We start from the raw sequence: 19,963 nt of genomic DNA, 5'->3' as shown, positions 1-19,963 counted from the left end.
CGCCGATAGGCGATAACGTGCCAAGGAGCAAAAAATGAGCAAGCGGATGATGATCGATGATGTGCGGGACCAGTACGCAGGCGTGGCAAAAGGCACGCTATCCAACGAGTCGACTGCGGTCAGATCCATCGCGTCGGCGTTTGGATACTCAGAGGACGAACTCAATCTGTTGCCTGCCCAAGCCAACATGGGCTTGTCTTGCGGCAACCCATTGGCGCTGGCCGGCCTTCGCGAAGGCGAAGTTGTCGTCGACCTTGGATGCGGCGGTGGCATGGATGTGCTTCTCGCTGCTCGCAAAGTGGGCGAGTCGGGTCGCGTCATCGGTATGGATATGACCACCGAGATGCTCGAGCGAGCTCGCGCTGGCCAACAAAAGCTCGGCCTGACAAACGTCGAGTTCCATCAATCCACCATCGATAAGTTGCCACTCCCCGACAACTCTGTCGACTGTGTGATCAGCAATTGCGTGATCAATCTGGTGCCCGATAAGTTGGCTGTGTTTCGTGAGATTCTGCGAGTACTGAAACCAGGCGGACGCGTGGCTCTGAGCGACATCGCTCTCAAACAAGAACTGCCGAACGAAGTCAAACAAAGTGTCGAAGCGTATGTCGGCTGCTTTTCGGGTGCCATTCTTATCGACGAGTATCGCAATCTATTAGAACAAGCCGGATTCGCTTCCGTGGCCATCTCGGACACAGGCTCAGACCTGAACGCGTATACAATGGCTAGCAACGACGGATGCTGTGGTGGCGGGTCGTGCGCATCGAACGAGAGGTCTTTGCACGATGGGCTCGCCTCAGTCATGCAATCGTTTGACGCCAATGCCTTTGCCGCAAGCGTGAGAGTCCACGCGCTGAAGCAACCTTCGATCAACACCGTGAACACGATTCCCGTTTTGAATCCCCAACCCATCTCCAAGGAGAAAACCATGAAAACTGTACAAGTCTACGACAAACCCATGTGCTGCTCGACCGGCGTCTGTGGTCCCGAAGTCGATCCCGTGTTGCCTAAGTTTGCCGCAGATCTCGACTGGCTTAAAAACCAAGGCCACCACGTCGAGCGTTATAACCTCGCCCAGCAGCCACAAGCCTTCATCGAAAACAAAGCGATTCACCATCTGCTGAGCACTGCGGGTACCGATTGCCTGCCAGTCGTCGTGGTTGACGGCGAGGTCGTCAGCCAAACTGTTTATCCATCGCGTGAAGATCTAGCAGGCTGGGTTGCCGGCTCTCCAGCGAAAAAACTTCTTCCCGTTAGCAATGCGGGCGGATGCTGTGGGACAAGCGGCTGTTGCTGAGAGAGCTTTGAGAACTAAGGCATAAGGTGTTAGCCAAGTTCCTGCCGACTCTCCTAAAGCTTACTCCTTACTCTTCACTCCTTAAGGCTTATGACCATGAAGTTTTTAGATCAGCCAACCCGTAATTTGTTTTTTACAGGCAAAGGCGGAGTTGGCAAAACCTCGATTGCATGCGCGACCGCAGTAAAGCTAGCTGATGCAGGCAAACGAGTATTGCTTGTGTCCACAGACCCTGCATCGAATCTCGATGAAGTCCTGGGTGTCACTCTTGGAAACCATCCGACTCCAATCCCAGCCATAGCAACTCTGTTTGCAATGAATCTCGATCCAGAGAAATCAGCGGCCGAGTATCGCGAGCGAATGGTCGGGCCTTATCGAGGCCTGCTACCTGAGGCAGCAGTCAATAGCATGGAGGAGCAATTCTCTGGCTCTTGCACCCTCGAGATCGCAGCCTTCGATGAGTTCTCTCGATTGCTTGGAGATCCGAAAGCGACTTGCGAATTCGATCACGTAATTTTCGATACCGCACCAACTGGGCACACGCTTCGACTGCTCACACTCCCATCCGCATGGGATGGCTTCATGGAACAGAACACGACTGGCACCAGTTGCCTCGGGCCTTTAGCCGGCTTGCAGGACCAACAGAAGCTGTATCAAGACTCGGTCAAGGCGCTTGGCGATCCTGCGGTTACAACACTCGTGCTCGTAGCTCGCGCCGAAGCAAGTGCGCTTCGCGAAGCAGCGAGAACCAGCGGCGAGCTAGCGGAGTTAGGCGTTCGCAATCAACATCTCGTTGTCAATGGTGTGTTTCAAGCGATCGACCCAAGTGATCCATACGCCGTGGCACTTGAACAACGAGGAAAAGCTGCACTAGCCGCGATGCCAGCAGGTTTGAAAGGCTTTCCGTTATCTATTGTTCCGCTCAGCCCCGATGGAATCCTGGGCATTGATTCTCTACGTCGACTCGGAATAGTTGATCCCAATGCGGCCTATGGTTCATCAGAGGACAACACCGTGCGAATAGATGGGTTGCCGATGCTTTCTGATTTGATCGATGATTTAGTCGCACCGGGTCACGGAGTGATCTTGGCCATGGGGAAAGGTGGAGTTGGAAAAACCACTGTTGCTGCAGCTATTGCGGTTGCGATCGCCGAGCGTGGGTACAACGTGCATCTATCCACTACCGACCCAGCAGCGCATATCGCTGCAGCGATGAACGATGAGAGCTTGCCAAACCTGTCGGTCAGTCGCATCGATCCAGAAGTAGAAACGGCCAAATACTCAGCGGCAGTCATGGGAAAAGCTGGGAAGAATCTGGACCAGCAAGGCAAAGCATTGCTTGAAGAAGATCTTCGATCGCCGTGCACCGAAGAAATCGCTGTCTTTCGAGCCTTCGCCGATGCGGTTGCTGCGGGTACGAATAAGTTTGTCGTGCTCGATACCGCTCCCACTGGTCACACGGTTCTCTTGCTCGATTCGGCGCTTGCCTACCACCGCGAGGTCACACGCCAATCCAGTGAAATGCCGGAGGCCGTGGAAAACTTGCTACCACGATTGCGAGATCCCAACTTCACTCGCGTGTTGATTGTCACTCTTCCCGAAGCGACTCCCGTCCATGAAGCAGCAGCGCTGCAGCGTGACTTGCGACGCGCCGAGATCGAGCCCTTTGCCTGGGTCATCAATCAAGTACTAAGCCCATTGCCTATCACGGACCCGCTGATGAAGCAGCGTCAGTCGCATGAACAGAAGTACTTGCGAGAAGTCAAAGATGTCCAGGCCAGCCGAGTTGCAATCATTCCTTGGCAGATTGAGCCGCCAATCGGCCTCCAGGCGCTTAGCCGACTGACTCACTCCGAGCTAACCACGGCGAAATCATAAAGAGATGCAATGGGCGATTCATGGCATGAATCGCTCTGCTGACAATCGCGAGCGTTGAACTGATCGGCGAGACCAATCGCATTGAGGCTCTGTCGTACTACTGACCACTGCTTTCGAATTTCGAGAACGAACCGCTAGTTCTATTTGCATAGGCTACCAGAGCCAGCATCACAGGGACTTCCACCAGCACACCCACAATCGTCGCTAAAACGACTGGCGAAGTAGCTCCGAAGAGCGTGATGGCAACGGCAACAGATAGCTCAAAAAAATTGGATGCTCCGATCATTCCGGCAGGTGCTGCGATATCGTGACGACAGTGGAGTCGGTAGCAGGCTCCATAAGCCAGAAAGAAGATCAGCACCGTTTGGATGATCAGCGGGACGGCGATCAGAACAATGTGCAGCGGATTGTTGGTTATCACTTCGCCCTGGAACGAAAAGATCAGAACCAGTGTCAGCAATAGGCCGGCGATCGTGATGTTGTTGAACTTCGGGATGAACGAGTTTTGAAAGTACTCTTCCCCTTTAGCCCGAATGACCAGGTTTCGCGTGAGCACTCCCCCGACTAACGGTACGACCACGAACAATACCACGGAAACGATCAGCGTCATCCATGGAATCGTGATCCCGCCAATGCCGAGCAAGAACGCCACGATGGGGGTGAAGGCAATCAGGATGATCAAGTCATTGGTTGCCACTTGAACGACGGTGTAGGCGGCATTCCCGCGCGTCAGGTGACTCCAAACAAAGACCATGGCCGTGCAAGGCGCCGCCCCAAGTAAAACAGCACCGGCCAAATATTCCTTAGCAAGTTCTGGGGAAATCCACGGCTTGAAGACCACATAGAAAAAGAAGGCGGCGATACCAAACATCGTGAACGGCTTGATGAGCCAGTTCACGACCCAAGTAACGTACAGTCCCTTGGGATTCTTTCCTACATATTGGATACTGGCGAAATCCACCTTCATCATCATCGGATAAATCATAAGCCAGATCAAAACCGCAATCGGAATCGAAACATTGGCGTACTCGAACTTGGCGAGAAAGGCCGGGATGGCCGGCACGAATTTACCGATGAGCAACCCGATCACCATGCAGAGGGCGACCCAGTACGTAAGGTTCTTTTCAAAGAAGCTGATTGCAGCCTTTTCAGCTTTATCCATTCCACTTATCTTTCTAATGTATCTACTTGGGGGAAATCGATGTCGATGCGACGAAGCGCAAGGTCAGGGAATAGCGTGAGTCTATGCTTTGGTAGCACCACGCTTCGGACGACATCCCTCGATCGCCTTCGCTAGTGCGCGAAACGCCTCGGTCAGGTGCTTGTAACGAACTTCGTAGAATACCGCTCGACCTTGTTTCGTCGCCGTGAGAACGCCAGCTTTCTCCAGCACTCCCAAGTGCCGTGAAACTACGGAGAAGTCGACTGCACAGCATTCCGTCAATTCTGTGACGGAACAAGACCTTCCGCACTTCGCAAGGCACGAGAGCAGTTTCAACCGCGTTGGTTCCCCCAATGCCTTAAAGAGCTCAGCATCGAGTAAATCGTCGATTGGCCCGCAACACTGAGAAGCTTCCTGTGGTTTCATGATCAGCTTTCTTTTAATGCATATTTGCGTCACCGTGCAAGGATAGTGCCTACCACGCCTGTGGTCAAGTCGCTAAGATTGAACGCCGACAGTAGGTCGCTTGTCATCCGCGACGTACTTTGTCCATTCGGTCCCCGCCAGTCTCGATGGGAGCAGAAGCAATGGAATTCCACGTTACTTCGAAATGGCTTGACGCTCATTCGAGCGTATCGCACTGCAAAAATGCGAAGATCTCACTCGACACGGCGCTGGAGGGGAACCCGGATGCGTTCAATCCTGCTGAGTTACTCTTAAGTGCACTGACCGCATGCTTGATCAAAGGAATCATGCGAGTTGCTCCAATGCTTGATTTCAAGCTGACTGGAATTGAAGTCGTCGTTGACGGTGTTCGCCAGGATGTTCCGCCAAAGATGGAGTCGATCGATTACGAGATCGTCATTGATACCGACGAAAGCGAGGATCGACTCGAGCTACTGCACAAGAATGTGAAGAAGTACGGCACGGTATTTAACACTGTCAGTGCCAGTACCAAATTGAACGGCATTCTTCGCCGAAGATGAAAGCAATTGTCCTGCAAATTTCAAATAACCATCCAAGGAATCTTCAATGCCATTGAACAAGACCGGAGCTGCTTCGACTCCCTTATATCCGGAGCTGAAGCGTTACTTGACGGAAGCAACCGCACGTTTCGACGCAATCCCTAACGATCGAAAAGTGGATCTCGCTAAGGTTGCCGACTACATCCGCGAACGATTGTCGAAGTCCGAGCCTGCTAAGCTAACCTTCATCTGCACACACAATTCGCGACGTAGCCACCTTTCACAGATCTGGGCTCAGGTCGCTGCCGATTACTACGGCCTCATCGGCGTTGAGACTTTTTCAGGTGGCACCGAAGCAACGGCATTGAACCCCCGCGCAGTCGCTGCCATGCAACGATGCGGACTGAAGATCGTCGCTTACGATCCTTCTGCGACCAATCCACGCTACCGCGTCCTTACCTCGGACTCTGCGACTCCGCAGGTCTGTTTCTCAAAGGCCTATGGCGATCCGCCGAACCCGAGCAAAGGATACTGTGCGGTGATGACATGTTCCCAAGCCGACGATGCTTGTCCGATGGTGATGGGCTGCGATCTCCGCATGCCGATACGATACGAGGACCCAAAGGTTGCTGACGACACAGAATGCGAAGCCCAACGATACGATGAGCGCTCGGCCCAAATCTGCTGCGAAATGCTTTATATGATGTCCCTCGTTTAAAGCAAAAAACGAGATACAAAACCCAACCAAGCGGTTCGGGCAAACGGCCTCCGCAGTTGTCCAATGCAGATTCACCAGCGTTGGAAACATCATTGATTCAGCCTACACCTCACTCCCCTCTGATCTTCCTTGTGGAGTAGGATTGCAAAAGGATCGAGATGGGATGTAGCGCGAGGTTAACTTGGAGTTCCTTCGACGATCAAGCCGCGATAGATTGCACCTCGTTTTCTGTGTTTCATTGCAGCTTGGTATGCCGGGCTGTCGTACCATGCCCGCGCAGCTTCTGTACTCGGGAATTCAGCAATCACGACTCCTTCAATGTCGGGTCCCTCCAGCACCCTGTGCGGACCGTATGCGGAAAGGACTTTTAGAGGAACACCTTCAAGCGTCGAAGCAACTTTGGACCAATAGACCTCAAGCTCCCCGCGGTCAAGTGTTTGTTCCCGAATAAAGATCATGTAAACAGGCATGGAACTCTCCGTAATGCATTCTTGTTCAAGTGATTGGTTCGACAATTTAGAGCCCACCGGTAGCGTGTATGATTTCACCTGTTAAACAAACGGAATCCTCCGAGCCTAGAAAGACTACGACTTTTGACACCATCGATGGAGGACTGTGACAAATCCCTCTCAGGTTTTTTAGTTCAAGTGCAACACATCGCGAAAGCTGGGCTGCTCAAGCATTTGCTGCAACCAAAGGCTTTGATCCTTCGGCTGAAGGAATGGATGGTCGCGAAAGAGCATCGCGTATTGTTGATCCAAGATATCGTCGACTTGAGCATAGGTATTTGCTGCCACACTTCGAATATCACTCACTCGCTGGACTGCAAACATCATGTTTTTAGGATCGACATGACCTGCATCAATGAATCCTTTGGTCTTTTTGTGGCAGCGGCACGGGTTGTTGGTGTTAACAAGCCCGCATTGATTGTTCATGAACTGATACAAATCTTTCCGCGCTCGAGAGAGCGACTGCCGGAAATTGTCCGGCGACATCGCTAAGATCTCGCTGCCAACCGTGTCGCTGACACCAAATATTTCCGCCAAAACGAAGATCAGTCGCTGCTTACGATCGAGACACAGTAGCATTCCCGTCGTGCAGGAGATTTTGGCTTCCTCCACCAAGAGTGGCACTTCCACAGGCACAACCTTGGGATCGGGAAGATCGAGATCGGGAGTGCCGTTGATGGCATCTGCGTAATTCGAAAACGTCTGACTTTCCGCCTCACCCCTACGACGCTTCATGTTCAGTACATGATTCGCGGCGATCCGATAGAGCCACGTCCGGAACCGGCTCTCTCCGTTAAACGTACTCAGCCGCGTAATGGCTTTGATCAACACTTCCTGAGTCACCTCTTCCGCATCCTGAGGATGAAACACCATCCTAATTGCGATGTTGTAAATCCAAGCCTGATGACGCAGGATCAGTTTTTCGACCGCTGACTTGCTTCCATTCTTAGATCTTTCGATTAGCTCGCTATCCGTTGATTCATCGACGTTTTCAGCGAACGGATTGTGCATGACGAGACCTTTCCTCTGGCGATGACATTTCTCAACGAGCGACCGACCGCTTGCCCCTTGGACACGGGAATGGGCGGACCGTGACAACTAATTCTGACTTCGCAGCCGATAACCGATTCCTTGTTCTGTAAGCAGATGCTGGGGTCGGCTAGGATTCTTCTCAAGCTTCTTTCGAAGATTGGCCATGAAGACGCGGACGTAGTGTGGCTCGTTGGCTGACCCCGGCCCCCAGACTTCCTTCAATAAGTATTGGTGCGTCAAAACGCGATCGCGATGGCGAACCAGCAGCGCGAGAAGATCGAACTCCAGCTTGGTGAGTTTAATCTCGATATCATCGACAAAAACCTGCCGCCTGGCAAGGTCGCCGTGTATGGGACCAAAACGAAAGGTGTGATCTTCGTCCTCTCCGGAGGGACGAGCTGCTCGACGCAAAGCACTCCGGATCCGAGCAAGCAGCTCACCGACCCCAAAGGGCTTCGTTAGATAGTCATCTGCACCTGCGTCCAACGCGTCGATCTTGCTTTTCTCTTCGCCCCTGGCAGACAGTACGATGATTGGCAACGACGACCAACCGCGTATGGATGCGATGACGCTGATGCCATCGGCATCTGGCAATCCCAAATCCAGCAACACGATCGCGGGGTGCTCCTGCGTGACCAACCGCACGCCTTCCCTTGCCGTAGTCGCTTGAACGACGCGAAACCCTTCGACGTGAAGAGAAGCCTGCAGAAACTTTTGAATCGGAGCTTCGTCTTCGATAATGGCAATTAGCGGTGCACTTGAGTTGGCCATATCGTTATTCGTCCATCTCTGGCGCGATGTGCGGTGGTGTGGCTTCATTCGGGATGGTGAATCGAACGATTGTACCGCCTCCCGGACGGTTGCTTGCTGTGATCGACCCTTTGTGAGCGCGAACAATCGCGTCGCAAATCGCCAAGCCTAGACCTGTTCCTCGCCGGTCAATGCTCCTCCCAGACCCTCGATTGAACTTCTCGAAGATCTTCTCTTCATCCCCGGGAATGATGCCGCAACCACGGTCAGCCACTTGAATGGCGATGCCAACTCCAGCCGGCTCACACAGAATCTCGATCGTTGAATGATTCGGCGAGTACTTCAAAGCATTGTCGATCAAGTTCACTAGAATGGTTTCGACAAGAATATCGTCACCATGAACCAACAGTAGCCCCCCTTCGATCTGTACTTTGATCTCACGGTCCACCAGTACATGATCGAGTCGGTGAAGTGCGGACCCAATCACTTCCTCTACGGGCTGCCACTGACGATGGATCTGCACTTTCCCGCTGGACAAACGAGTCATATGCAACAGGTTCTCTACCAATCGCGTTAATCGCTGTGATTCATCTACGATGGTCTCGAGCAGATCGTGATTTGCTCGGTCAATCGATTCCTTGTTCATGGTCGCATCAAGACTGCTCGCCGCTCCAGCAATCGCTGCCAGGGGTGTTCGAAGATCGTGCGATACCGCACTAAGAAGCGAGCTCCGCAGCTTCTCCGTTTCGAACTCCAGCTCGGCGCGCTGCGATCGCTCTGTCAAGTTGTTACGTTCGATTGCAAACGCGATTTGTGTCGCATACGTTTCAAGCAACTGCCGCGAGTCAATCGAGAGTTGCGTATTGGCTTTCGCCGGCTGAATTGCCATCACGCCCGCAACATTGTCGGGCGTCGAGAGAGGCATATAGATTGCCTCAGAACTGGGCAAAGTATTGGTTCCTGCTCCAGCGGGTTCGTTATGGTCCAACACCCATTGCGCCGTCGCGAACTCTTTAGCACTAGCGGCAAAACTAGCAACATGCCCCAGGATCGGACGCACCTTTCGTTCTTCGTTTGGGAGGTAAATGACAGCATGCGCATCGAATACTTCCGAGATGATCTGCTCCATCTCTCGTAAGAGATCTGCTGTCTTCGATGTGTTAGCTAACCGACGACTCAGACGATAGAGCGCTTCTGCCCTGCGCTCGTTTCTGCGAGCACTATCCGCTTGATAGCGAACTCGCGAAGTGAGGGTGCTGGCGAGTAAACCAACCACTAACATGACCACAAACGTCACCAGATACTGGCTGTCATGGACGGTAAAGCGATAGAATGGCTGCGTGAACAACAAATCAAAAATCAATACCGAGGCTACTGAGGCTGCGATCGATGGAAAACTTCCGCATCTCGCGGCAATGGCAATGACGGCCAACAGGTATACCATGACCAGATTTGCTTCCGAGAACCCTGCACGATTCATGACCAAAGTAACGAGCGTTGCTGCCATCGTATAAATGATCGATTCCAGCCACTTTAGGGGATTTAGCTTTGTCGAGCGTAAATACCAATTTGTGGTTCCAGTATGCGGTTCGTCGACTCCGCGAACAACAACGATATCCATGTTGCCGCTGTCACGAAGCAATCGATCCACTAGTGAGTTTGGACGTCGCCACCATCGACGGGTCTGGTCCCCTGTCTTCCCGACAACAATCTTGGTGACATTTCGACTTGACGCGTATGCCAGTAGTTCCTGACTTACGTCTTCCCCAGAAGCCTGAACAATTTCGCCACCCAAACTTTCAGCCAATTTGAGATTGAGATGGAGTTGCTCGCGATCTGCATCACTCCATTGGGCAGCGGACGCGGATTCGATATGCAACGCGATCCAAGGAGCATGAATCCTGTCAGCAAGCCGTTTTGCTGCGCGAACTACTTTCGCAGACGTAGGACTGGGACCCACACACACTAACAGTCGCTCGTTCGTCGGCCATGGACGATTGGACGCGCTCCCCAGCCTAGCAACTTCTACATCGTCGTGCACTCGATCCGCCGCATGCCGCAGTGCCATCTCGCGAAGAGCGACTAAATTATTTTTGCGAAAAAACTTCTCGAGCGCGAATGCCGCTTGCTGTGGGACGTAAATCTTGCCTTGGCGTAGCCGTTCTAAGAGATCGTCCGGTGAAACATCGATCAATGTGACTTCATCGGCTCGCTCCAGGACGGAATCGGGAACCGTCTCTCGAACTTGGACACCACTGATCTCAGCGACGACGTCATTCAGCGATTCGACATGCTGTACGTTGAGGGTCGATAAGACGTTGATCCCTGCGGCAAGCAGTTCTTCGACGTCTTGCCATCGCTTCGCGTGACGGCAACCCGGTGCATTCGTGTGAGCAAGCTCGTCGACTAAAACAAACTCAGGTTGTCGTGCCAGCGTCGCATCCAGATCGAACTCCTGCAGTACGGAACCGCGATAAGAAACTTCCAATCGCGGCACTTCTTCTAGCCCTTCCGTCAAGGCTTGTGTTTCGGGCCGAGCGTGCGGTTCGACATAGCCGATGAACACTTCCCGCCCTTCGCGCTTCAACGCTTGAGCGGCTTGAAGCATTGCGTAGGTCTTACCAACGCCTGCCGCGTATCCGAAGAACAGTCGCAATTTGCCTTGAGACGATGCGGACCCTACCTCAATCGATTCCGATCGAATTCGCGCTAACATCTGCTCCGGTGTCGGTCGCTCCGGGTCGTTCATAGCGATTTAACCGGCTGGAGCAGCGAATCCATCAGCAGATTGAATTCGAGAACATTGATGAGACCATCGGGAGTAACGCTGAATGATAAGCCTGACGTTGCCTGCTTTTTCAGTAGCTCATCTATCGTGGAAACATCGACTTTTCGACTCATGGCTATCCGGTCTGCTTGAATCAGTGCGGCCGCAAGACTGATATGGGGGTCTAGTCCTGAACCCGAGGCTGTTACCAAATCAGCTGGTAACGTATGGCCGTCATTCAATGTGTAACGTGCAAGTATTGCTTCCGCTCGCTCGCGAATTTTCGGATTGGTCGGCGACCAATTACTGCCCCCCGCCCCTGCAGCATTGTAATCCACAGCCGATGGTCTAGGCCACAAATACTCTGGGCGTGTGAAGGCCTGAGCAAGGAGCCGAGATCCGGTTACCTTTCCATCGGAGCCATAAATCAAACTGCCGAGACGCTTCTCCGGAGCGACCAAGGAGGCGGACGCAAGTATCAGAGCGGTGTAGGCGACAACGCAAACCATGATGGTCAGCCCGGTTAGCCGCAGCGAACGCATGAATTCTGTGAACATTATAGATTTCCTGGTATTGTAAGATCTTTAAACCCAGCCAACGGCAACCAACATCAGATCGATCGCTTTGATACCCACAAAGGGAATGATCAATCCGCCCAATCCATACACCAGCAGGTTGGTTCGCAGAAGCGCATCCGCGGCCGCCGGTCGATATTTCACACCTCTTATCGCAATCGGAATCAACAGCGGGATGATCACTGCATTGAAAAGAACCGCTGCCAGAATCGCACTGCGAGGTGTGGCTAGTCCCATGATGTTGAGCGGTGCCAGATGTGGCATAGCACTCATGAACACGGCCGGAATGATCGCAAAATATTTAGCTACATCGTTCGCAATACTGAAAGTGGTCAGCGCACCTCGAGTCATCAACATCTGTTTGCCAGTGGACACGATGTCGATCAACTTGGTAGGATTGGAATCCAAGTCGACCATGTTGCCCGCTTCTTTTGCCGCCTGCGTTCCCGTATTCATCGCTACCGCTACATCGGCTTGAGCGAGTGCAGGTGCATCGTTGGTTCCATCGCCGGTCATCGCTACCATGTGCCCCTCGCTCTGATAACGGCGAATCAGCTCCAACTTCTCTTCCGGAGTCGCTTCAGCAAGATAGTCGTCAACGCCCGCTTCTGCAGCAATGGCCGCTGCAGTCAACGGATTGTCCCCCGTGATCATGACCGTCTTGATTCCCATCCGCCGTAGTTCGATGAATCGTTCCTTGATCCCGCCCTTGACGATGTCCTTCAAGTAGACGACGCCCAATGCTTGGTCATTCTCCGCGACAACCAGTGGTGTTCCACCCGACTTGGCAATGCGTTCGGCTTCTAACTTCACTTCGCGAGGTAACTCCTTGCCCAACGCGAGGAGGTGCGACGCAATCGCATCGACCGCTCCTTTTCGAATGACTCGCCCCTCAAGATCCAAACCACTCATGCGAGACCGTGCACTGAAAGGGACTACCTGTGCAGCTAGTTCCTCAAGCGATTGCCCACGAAGTCCGTATCTGTTCTTGGCCAGTACAACGATACTACGCCCCTCAGCCGTTTCGTCAGCCAGGGATGCGAGCTGAGCCACGCTTGCTAATCGTTTTTCATCGATCCCAGGTGCTGGGATGAACTCTGCAGCTTGACGATTCCCTAGCGTAATTGTTCCCGTCTTGTCCAGTAGCAACACGTCCACATCACCGGCTGCTTCCACGGCTCGGCCTGACATCGCCATCACGTTTGCCTGACTAAGTCTCGCGATCCCAGCGATCCCAATCGCTGCAAGCAATGCCCCGATTGTGGTAGGAATCAAACAGACGAGCAGGGCAACCAAGGTTGGCACATCGATCGTGACATCAAAGTACGTTGCAATCGGATAGAGCGTCACACACACCAGCAAGAAAACCATCGTAAAGCCCGCCAATAGGATCGTAAGCGCGATCTCATTGGGAGTTTTGCTACGGTTCGCCCCCTCAACCATGGCGATCATGCGATCTAAGAAACTCTCTCCTGGCTTCGCGGTCACCCTGACGAAAATATGATCGGAGACGACACGAGTCCCTCCCGTTACCGCACTGCGATCGCCGCCACTTTCGCGAATGACCGGAGCACTCTCACCCGTCACTGCACTTTCGTCAACGAGCGCAATCCCTTGTACGACTTCGCCGTCGGCCGGAATGGTTTCACCTGGACGAATGACGACAAAGTCACCAACCTTTAAAGTCGACGCAGGAACTTCATCAATCACTCGACTTGCGATTTCAGCCACTTTATTCGCTGTCACATCTTTGCGAGCGGAACGCAGACTAGCCGCTTGAGCTCGACCACGGGCTTCCGCTACCGACTCCGCAAAGTTGGCGAACAAGACTGTGAACCAGAGCATGACGGTCAGTGCCAGGAAGTACCAAGTCGCTTCCCCACCCGTCGCGATTGCTTGTGCGGTGATGAGGGTGGTAAGCGCTGCCCCCACCTCGGCAATAAACATAACTGGGTTCTTAGCCATTCGAACCGGGTTAAGCATTTCAAAAGATCTGATGATCGACGGCCTGAGCATGCTCAGGCTGAACAGCTCAGGCCGTGGTCGATGTGATGGTGGGATTTGCTGACCCGAATTGGGCTCCATCGAAACAGTAGACATTCTTCAACTCCGATCGTTTTGTTTGAGCGATTATTGGGCTGCCTGCAATTGCTCGGCGATTGGCCCAAGCACTGCCAGTGGTAGAAATAGAAGGGCTCCCACGATGAGTACCGTGCCGAGCAGAATGACTCCGAACATCCACGAGTCGGTGCGAAACGTTCCAGCTCCTTCAGGCGTTGCTCGCTTGGTGCTCAGTGATCCAGCGATTGCCATGGGAGCGATGATCGGAATGAATCGAGCAAAAAGCATCACTAAGCCTGTGGCGATATTCCAAGGCGGAGTGTTGTCTCCGAGTCCTTCGAAGCCCGAACCGTTGTTGGCCGCTGCCGAACTGAATTCATAAATGATCTCAGACAATCCATGACTGCCTGGATTGTTAAGCGTGTCACGCCCCCATGAGGTCGCGGCAAACAAAGCAATCCCACCGAGAATAAACAGCGGGTGTGCCAAGATTGTCAGAAGAGCAAGCTTCATCTCGTGAGCTTCGATCTTGCGAGCCAGATACTCGGGCGTTCGACCGACCATCATCCCGGCTAGGAAGACCGCGACAACAACGAAGAGAAACATATTCAACATTCCGACGCCGCAACCACCAAAGATCACGTTCAGCCACATACCGATCATGGGAGCAAGTCCCGTCAGTGGGTTGAGGCTATCGTGCATCGCGTTGACCGATCCGTTGGACGTAGCCGTCGTCGCAACGGCCCATGTCGGACCGGCGGACATGCCGAAACGTAATTCTTTGCCTTCCAAATTCGCCTGCGCGGTTACAGATAAATCGTTCAATGCAACGGATGGTCGTTGTTCACAGTAATTGGCATAGCCAACCAGCCCGACTAGCAGGAGTAACATGACAACAAAAACAACATGCGAATGAGGCAGACGCTTGGCAATGCGTCCGAACATCCACACAGAAGCCATCGGGATTAGGAGGATGCAAACGTTGCTAATAACGTTGGTCCAGAAAGTAGGATTCTCAAGCGGATGCGCGCTGTTGGGACCATAGAAACCACCACCGTTGCTGCCAAGCTGTTTGATGGCGACAAATGAAGCCACTGGACCGCGAGCGATCGTCTGTGTGGCACCTTCTAGAGTCGTTGCTTCCACAGCTCCCGAGAGCGTCATCGGCACGCCTCCAAGAACCAAGCAAATCGAGACGATAGCTGACAAAGGCAAGAGCACCAGAAACGAAGCTATTGCGACATCCTGGTAGAAATCGCCCATCGACTTCGAGCCGGACATAGCTCGTGCAACCGCGACAAGAACCGCGATACCAGTCGCCGCCGACACAAACTGAAGCCACATGAGCGACAACTGTGAAATGGTGCTAAGCGACGCTTCGCCAGAGTAGTGCTGCAGATTGGTATTCGTAATGAAAGAAATTGCCGTATTGAACGCCAATGTAGGCTCAAGGCCTGGCTTTCCGTCAGGATTGATCGGCAAGTAGTCTTGAAACGACAAAACCATAAAGACCAGCACGAACATACAGTAGTTGAAGATAAGCATTGAGCGGCAGTATGCAGCCCAGGTTACCGAAGCATTCGAATTGCCTCGACCCAACAAAACTTCCAACCAACGATTCCATCGCTGCACAAAGGGTAGTTTGCTGTCGGTATCGAATACATTCTGCATGTACCAAGAAAGCGGCCAAGCAATTGCGACAGCCGCCCCCAGTATCATCAAGGGTAGAATCCAAGTATTCATGACGATCTCTTCTCTCCTAAAATTTCTCGGGGCGCAGCATTGCGTAGATCAGATAGACGAACGACAGGGCAACCACCAGAACAACGATCGCATTCATACGGCACCTCGCGATCGTTCAATCCACAGGATCAGCGTCAAAAGCAGTGCGAACCCACAGGTCGCTACCAAGAACAAGGTAAGTGTCAGCATTGCGAACTCCTTCTGTACGTGTGACTGCAATGAAGTATCGCCATGTCAGTATTAAGCGCGCATCAAAAGCGAACCGCGAAGTATCAAAGTTTTATCAAGATGACGTGGAATCATGGCAGATATTCGTCTCAGATGATTCGTCACTTTTTGACTTGGATTAGGTTAGGCAGGACCTGGCCTTGGCAAGATCAACTACAATCGGAACACCTGCGACCAGTTGGTTGCCAGGAGTCCAAGGCTCGAACTGTATTACCAGCGTGCGATAGGTTGAACTTGCAATGACGGATGATCCCAATAACTTCGATCCGTTATTCCAAGCATCGTGTCGGACCGTCTATTCGGTTTACTCACAGATTGCGGATCTCAAAAAAGCCGCTGATGAGATGGCAACGTATGCTACGTCGCTCAAGCGTGCGTATCTGACACCTATGGAGGACGAAGCAGCGCGACGGATTTTAATAACCTACTGGCAACTGCGCAACGCGCTGCTCGAAATGGTCAACGAGTTGCGTATACAGGGGGCAAGGGATCGGCGCAAATACGACAATCTATTTTTGCCTGGTTACGCGGGTGCACTTGTGTTGGTCGACGCCGCTCGGTTCCTACGCGATCGTTTTCATCATTGGACGCTCGTTCGACGAAAGCTGAATGAGCCAGAACCAAGTTTTCGGATTCCAGCTGGCGTGTACGACATGACGCAGCGATCGTGGACAAAGCCACGTCACATCTGGGAATTGTTCGATGCTGCGAAATACTACCAAAGGCATCGCAAGCAGTGGGGATCCATGCTCGATCAGCCCGAAGTCGCTAGAATGGTTGACATCATCGAACTGCTTACCTGTCGATTGCAGATAAGTTGGGCAGATTATGCTCAAGTTCGGCTTCGTTTCCGGCTGCGGCAGTTTCTAAGTATTCTCAAGCGAGATTTGTTCTACTCGTCGCTGTTTGAGATCCAAAAAGCTGCCGGCATTCTCGCTGCTGATCGATACCTTAAGCTTAGTCATCACCCCAATCTGCCGATACCGATTCGCGAAGAGCTGCAACGCGAGATGCGGCCCGGGGATATCCTGTTGGTCCGTAAAGAGTATGCGCTGACCAATTACTTCCTGCCTGGATACTGGCCTCATTCCGCACTATACTTGGGCGATGCCGCGACGCTCCAAAGGATGGGATTGCACGAGCACGCCTATGTAGCTCCTCGATGGCAACGGTTCTTGCAATGCGATCAACCCCATTGCGGGCGAGTCATTGAAGCAATGAAGGATGGGGTTCAAATTCGTCGTCTCGATTCCCCCTTTAAGTCAGATTCGATACTCGTTATACGTCCCAGATTGGCACCGGATTCAATCAAAATGGCTTTGACGAGAGCTTTCTTTCACGAAGGCAAAGAATACGACTTTAGCTTTGACTTTACCACTTCGCAAAGAATGGTATGCACCGAAGTTATCTATCGAGCGTTTGATGGAATCGAAGGTCTGGAGTTCCCGTTATCGCTGCGAGCAGGTCGAATGACCTTAGCGGCACTTGAACTGGTTCAGATGGCTTTGCAAGAAAAGAAGCTTGACGTTCTCGCGGCATACATACCCATCCACGGATCGCAGTTGCTCCGAGGGAAAGATGCGAAGAAGGCGGCTAGGAAAGTGAACCCGATTCATGGTGATACCGCCACACCAGGCCCTTAACCAAAACAGACTGCACGGAGTACTATAAACATGAGTAGTGACGAGCGACGGAAGATCGAATTCTGGTCTTTGATAGCAGTTATCGTAGGTAGTGCAGTGTTGTCTTTTCTCGTAACGGAGGATCGCGTCAATTGGTTCTTGGATGCTGGCTGGGTTGTCGCTGGCGTTCCCATTCTGATTGCAACGCGCCGGAGATTTCCACTGACTTCGATACTCAACTGGCTGCTTGCCATGCACGCGTTGGTCTTGATCGCTGGCGGGCATTGGACTTATGAAAAGAATCCGCTCGGGCTGTGGCTGCAGCAAGTGTTTCAGACTGAACGCAATCATTACGATCGATTCGGGCACTTCATGCAAGGTTTCGTTCCCGCGATTCTGTTCCGGGAGATTTACTTCCGTTGCTCTCCCGTTCAAGGTCAAGCTTGGCTGAACTTTTTTGCGTTCACTAGTTGCCTAGCATTTACCGCTGTGTTCGAATTGATCGAGTGGATGGCGACGACCATCGCCGGAGCGGAAGGTGATGCGTTCTTGGGTCATCAAGGAGACGTTTGGGATGCTCAATGGGACATGCTTTGGGCCATGATCGGCGCGACCTTATCGCTTATATCGCTGGCCACTCTTCATCAAAGTCAATTGAGTCGCCTTGCGAGCCAACGTCAAGGATGAAAAATATGTTCCGAGAAGCAGTCGCAATCATAAGCCAGGTGATCGATGCGGCGATGAAGGTTCATACGGTCTTCCGCGCCCTCCACATTTGAAACATCCAATAGACTTCACCACCCACGACGCCCCAAAAACGGAAGGGAAAGCTCTCAAGTCATCTCCCTTTGCGATCGTTGCGCCTTGGCGAGCAACCTTCAGATACTTAGATTGCCGAGTTCCACCGATGAAGCACCGAACATGCCGCGTGATGCTTCTAACTGCTGGCGATGGCGAGATTGGATTCGTGAACAACCAAATCGCATACACCGCCGACAGGAAATTGATGCGATTAACTGCTCCGTGCGAGTGAGCAAAGGAGTTGACCACGACGAAGATCGGTATCAGCAAAATCGCACAGATCGGAACATCGTCAAACTCCTGATCGAAGGAATGTCCTCTCAAGTGGACAATTCGTAACCCAGAGTCGTCAACTACTCACCCCCGGCCCTTCTCCCCGAAGCGAGTCGAACGGAGAGACACCGCGAGACCTGTGAAGATGATACTCTAAGCAAGCTCGCTGCATCCAATTTCGATGAGCAACATGGATACGTCGTCGAGAGGGCCCTTCGGTTGGCACCACAGTTCGACGACACTCTTCATGTGCACTACCTGCTCTTGCACCGATGCACTCCGACTCGCTTGGAGCTCGTTGAGCATCTTCTGATCCGTAAACTGATCGAGATTCGCATCCATCGCTTCAGGTACCCCATCGGAGTAAAGAAAGAGTCGATCACCCGACTTCAACTCAATCGTATACTCATCAAACGTAGCATCCTCTACCCATCCGACCGCTAACCCTTCGCCGGGCAAGAGTCTCGGCGATTGCCCCGATGGAACATGTACCGGCTGCGGATGTCCTCCGCATGAATAGCGAAAGATGTTCGTGCGGAGATCAAGCAACCCATACAGAATCGTGAAATGCAGTCCTCCCTGACTGTCCATCGGAAATCGACGATTCAATTCCTCAATCACCGTCGCAGGAGGTGTTACGACCTTCCGACCTGTCATCGGATCTAAGCGGACTAGAAGCGATGTCGCAGATACGGTCGGTGTTAGAACCCGACCAATCGCGACCGCTAACAACGCGGACGCCGCCCCATGGCCACACACATCGACAACGTACAAACCCAACGTATTCTCGTCGAGTTTCGCATAATTCAAAAAATCGCCCGCCAACTCTTCGCAGGGAGTATAGTCCCAAGCGACTTGAATACCCGACAGGTCTAGCGGTTCGTTGGGCAGCAACGATTGTTGCATCCTCGCAGCGGCTCGCAAATCCTTCTGCATGCGACTGTTGAGCTCGTTGAGTTGACCGTTGAGCGCCTCCAGTTGATAATTCCACGCAGACAACTTCTCTTTGGCCAAGACAAGGTGCTCATTGCTGCGGTGCAATTCCTTGTTTTTTTCCACCGCATTCTCGAACACCGATACCAAAAGATTCAGAGTCTGCTGCCTGCCTGCCCGCACTTCGTAGATCTGACCTCCGAGAGCGACCGGAGTCGAAGCCCCTCCCTCTTGCTCGTAGTCCTGAACAGGTTGGGAACGCAAATCTTCGATCCTTGCGATCAGGAACTGAGAATCGTACGGTTTGGTGATGTAATTATCAGCGCCCGCTGCAAGCCCCCGGATGATGTCCTCGGCGTCGCTGAGCGTCGACAACAGAATCACAGGTATGTGTCTCAGCTCTTTGCACTTCTTGATCTCGCTGCACAGCTCATATCCATTCATCTTGGGCATTTCAATGTCCGAGACTACGACCGCGGGCTTGAGCTTATGCACCAATTGCAGTGCGAGCTCTCCGTTCTCGCCGATATGCGCTTCGTAACCTGCTGCATTCAGTCGCTGTTGCAGAATCCTGCCCTGAACGCGACTGTCTTCCGCAATAACGATAATGGTAGGGGGCGAATTCATGCTGGCACAATTCTCACTGGGT

General features: G+C 52.6%; 17 protein-coding genes. 6 read left to right on the top strand and 11 right to left on the bottom strand.

The window, feature by feature from the left end:
* Window positions 1-34 precede the first annotated feature (34 nt).
* A complete protein-coding gene (arsD, locus tag SH467x_RS18775; protein ID WP_482368623.1) occupies window positions 35-1,297 on the top strand; it encodes an arsenite efflux transporter metallochaperone ArsD in 1,263 nt (420 codons plus the stop codon).
* A 96-nt stretch (window positions 1,298-1,393) separates the two neighbouring features.
* Window positions 1,394-3,175 (top strand): arsenical pump-driving ATPase, encoded by a 1,782-nt coding sequence (gene arsA, locus SH467x_RS18770; RefSeq protein ID WP_482368622.1) that lies wholly within the window; start codon window positions 1,394-1,396, stop codon window positions 3,173-3,175.
* A 97-nt stretch (window positions 3,176-3,272) separates the two neighbouring features.
* Here the strand turns inward: arsA and arsB are convergent, their stop codons facing one another.
* Both arsB and SH467x_RS18760 read right to left on the bottom strand, forming a co-directional pair.
* Window positions 3,273-4,337, bottom strand: a complete 1,065-nt coding sequence (gene arsB / locus SH467x_RS18765) for an ACR3 family arsenite efflux transporter (protein ID WP_482368621.1) — start codon at window positions 4,335-4,337, stop codon at window positions 3,273-3,275.
* An 81-nt stretch (window positions 4,338-4,418) separates the two neighbouring features.
* A complete protein-coding gene (locus tag SH467x_RS18760) occupies window positions 4,419-4,763 on the bottom strand; it encodes an ArsR/SmtB family transcription factor (RefSeq protein ID WP_482368620.1) in 345 nt (114 codons plus the stop codon).
* Between the two features lie 161 nt (window positions 4,764-4,924).
* On the opposite strand from SH467x_RS18760, the gene SH467x_RS18755 reads away from it, so the two are divergent.
* Both SH467x_RS18755 and SH467x_RS18750 read left to right on the top strand, forming a co-directional pair.
* Window positions 4,925-5,323, top strand: a complete 399-nt coding sequence (locus SH467x_RS18755) for an OsmC family protein (protein WP_482368619.1) — start codon at window positions 4,925-4,927, stop codon at window positions 5,321-5,323.
* A 46-nt stretch (window positions 5,324-5,369) separates the two neighbouring features.
* A complete protein-coding gene (locus SH467x_RS18750; protein ID WP_482368618.1) occupies window positions 5,370-6,020 on the top strand; it encodes a low molecular weight phosphatase family protein in 651 nt (216 codons plus the stop codon).
* Between the two features lie 176 nt (window positions 6,021-6,196).
* Here the strand turns inward: SH467x_RS18750 and SH467x_RS18745 are convergent, their stop codons facing one another.
* From SH467x_RS18745 to kdpF, 8 genes are all read right to left on the bottom strand, one after another.
* Window positions 6,197-6,490, bottom strand: a complete 294-nt coding sequence (locus SH467x_RS18745) for a DUF1330 domain-containing protein (protein ID WP_482368617.1) — start codon at window positions 6,488-6,490, stop codon at window positions 6,197-6,199.
* A gap of 168 nt (window positions 6,491-6,658) precedes the next feature.
* A complete protein-coding gene (locus SH467x_RS18740) occupies window positions 6,659-7,540 on the bottom strand; it encodes an RNA polymerase sigma factor (protein ID WP_482368616.1) in 882 nt (293 codons plus the stop codon).
* A gap of 87 nt (window positions 7,541-7,627) precedes the next feature.
* Window positions 7,628-8,332 (bottom strand): response regulator, encoded by a 705-nt coding sequence (locus tag SH467x_RS18735; RefSeq protein WP_482368615.1) that lies wholly within the window; start codon window positions 8,330-8,332, stop codon window positions 7,628-7,630.
* Window positions 8,333-8,336: 4 nt separating this feature from the next.
* Window positions 8,337-11,060: a DUF4118 domain-containing protein gene (locus SH467x_RS18730; RefSeq protein ID WP_482368614.1), complete on the bottom strand. Its 2,724-nt coding sequence runs from the start codon at window positions 11,058-11,060 to the stop codon at window positions 8,337-8,339.
* Window positions 11,057-11,635, bottom strand: coding sequence for a potassium-transporting ATPase subunit C (locus tag SH467x_RS18725; RefSeq protein ID WP_482368613.1), 579 nt, complete (start codon window positions 11,633-11,635; stop codon window positions 11,057-11,059). The genes SH467x_RS18730 and SH467x_RS18725 overlap by 4 nt, the downstream gene beginning before the upstream one ends.
* Before the next feature lie 27 nt (window positions 11,636-11,662).
* A complete protein-coding gene (gene kdpB / locus SH467x_RS18720; RefSeq protein ID WP_482371398.1) occupies window positions 11,663-13,738 on the bottom strand; it encodes a potassium-transporting ATPase subunit KdpB in 2,076 nt (691 codons plus the stop codon).
* 45 nt (window positions 13,739-13,783) lie between these two features.
* Entirely contained in the window at window positions 13,784-15,457 is a 1,674-nt protein-coding gene (gene kdpA, locus SH467x_RS18715; protein ID WP_482368612.1) for a potassium-transporting ATPase subunit KdpA, read from the bottom strand.
* Between the two features lie 16 nt (window positions 15,458-15,473).
* Complete coding sequence (kdpF, locus tag SH467x_RS18710) at window positions 15,474-15,554, bottom strand: K(+)-transporting ATPase subunit F (protein WP_482371397.1); 81 nt, start codon at window positions 15,552-15,554, stop codon at window positions 15,474-15,476.
* 370 nt (window positions 15,555-15,924) lie between these two features.
* On the opposite strand from kdpF, the gene SH467x_RS18705 reads away from it, so the two are divergent.
* The gene (locus SH467x_RS18705; RefSeq protein WP_482368611.1) at window positions 15,925-17,328 is read left to right on the top strand and encodes a YiiX/YebB-like N1pC/P60 family cysteine hydrolase; all 1,404 of its coding nucleotides are present in this window, start codon (window positions 15,925-15,927) and stop codon (window positions 17,326-17,328) included.
* Window positions 17,329-17,358: 30 nt separating this feature from the next.
* On the top strand, window positions 17,359-17,994 hold the full coding sequence (locus SH467x_RS18700; RefSeq protein WP_482368610.1) for a DUF2238 domain-containing protein: 636 nt from the start codon (window positions 17,359-17,361) through the stop codon (window positions 17,992-17,994).
* A gap of 540 nt (window positions 17,995-18,534) precedes the next feature.
* On the opposite strand, the gene SH467x_RS18695 is transcribed toward SH467x_RS18700, so the two are convergent.
* Entirely contained in the window at window positions 18,535-19,941 is a 1,407-nt protein-coding gene (locus SH467x_RS18695) for a SpoIIE family protein phosphatase (protein WP_482368609.1), read from the bottom strand.
* Window positions 19,942-19,963 lie beyond the last annotated feature (22 nt).

Origin of the sequence: Brakhagea slesvicensis (genome assembly GCF_052161625.1) — a bacterium.
In the GTDB taxonomy this organism is placed as follows: Bacteria; Planctomycetota; Planctomycetia; order Pirellulales; family Pirellulaceae; genus JBKCUI01.
This window is presented reverse-complemented; position numbering and strand designations above follow the sequence as displayed.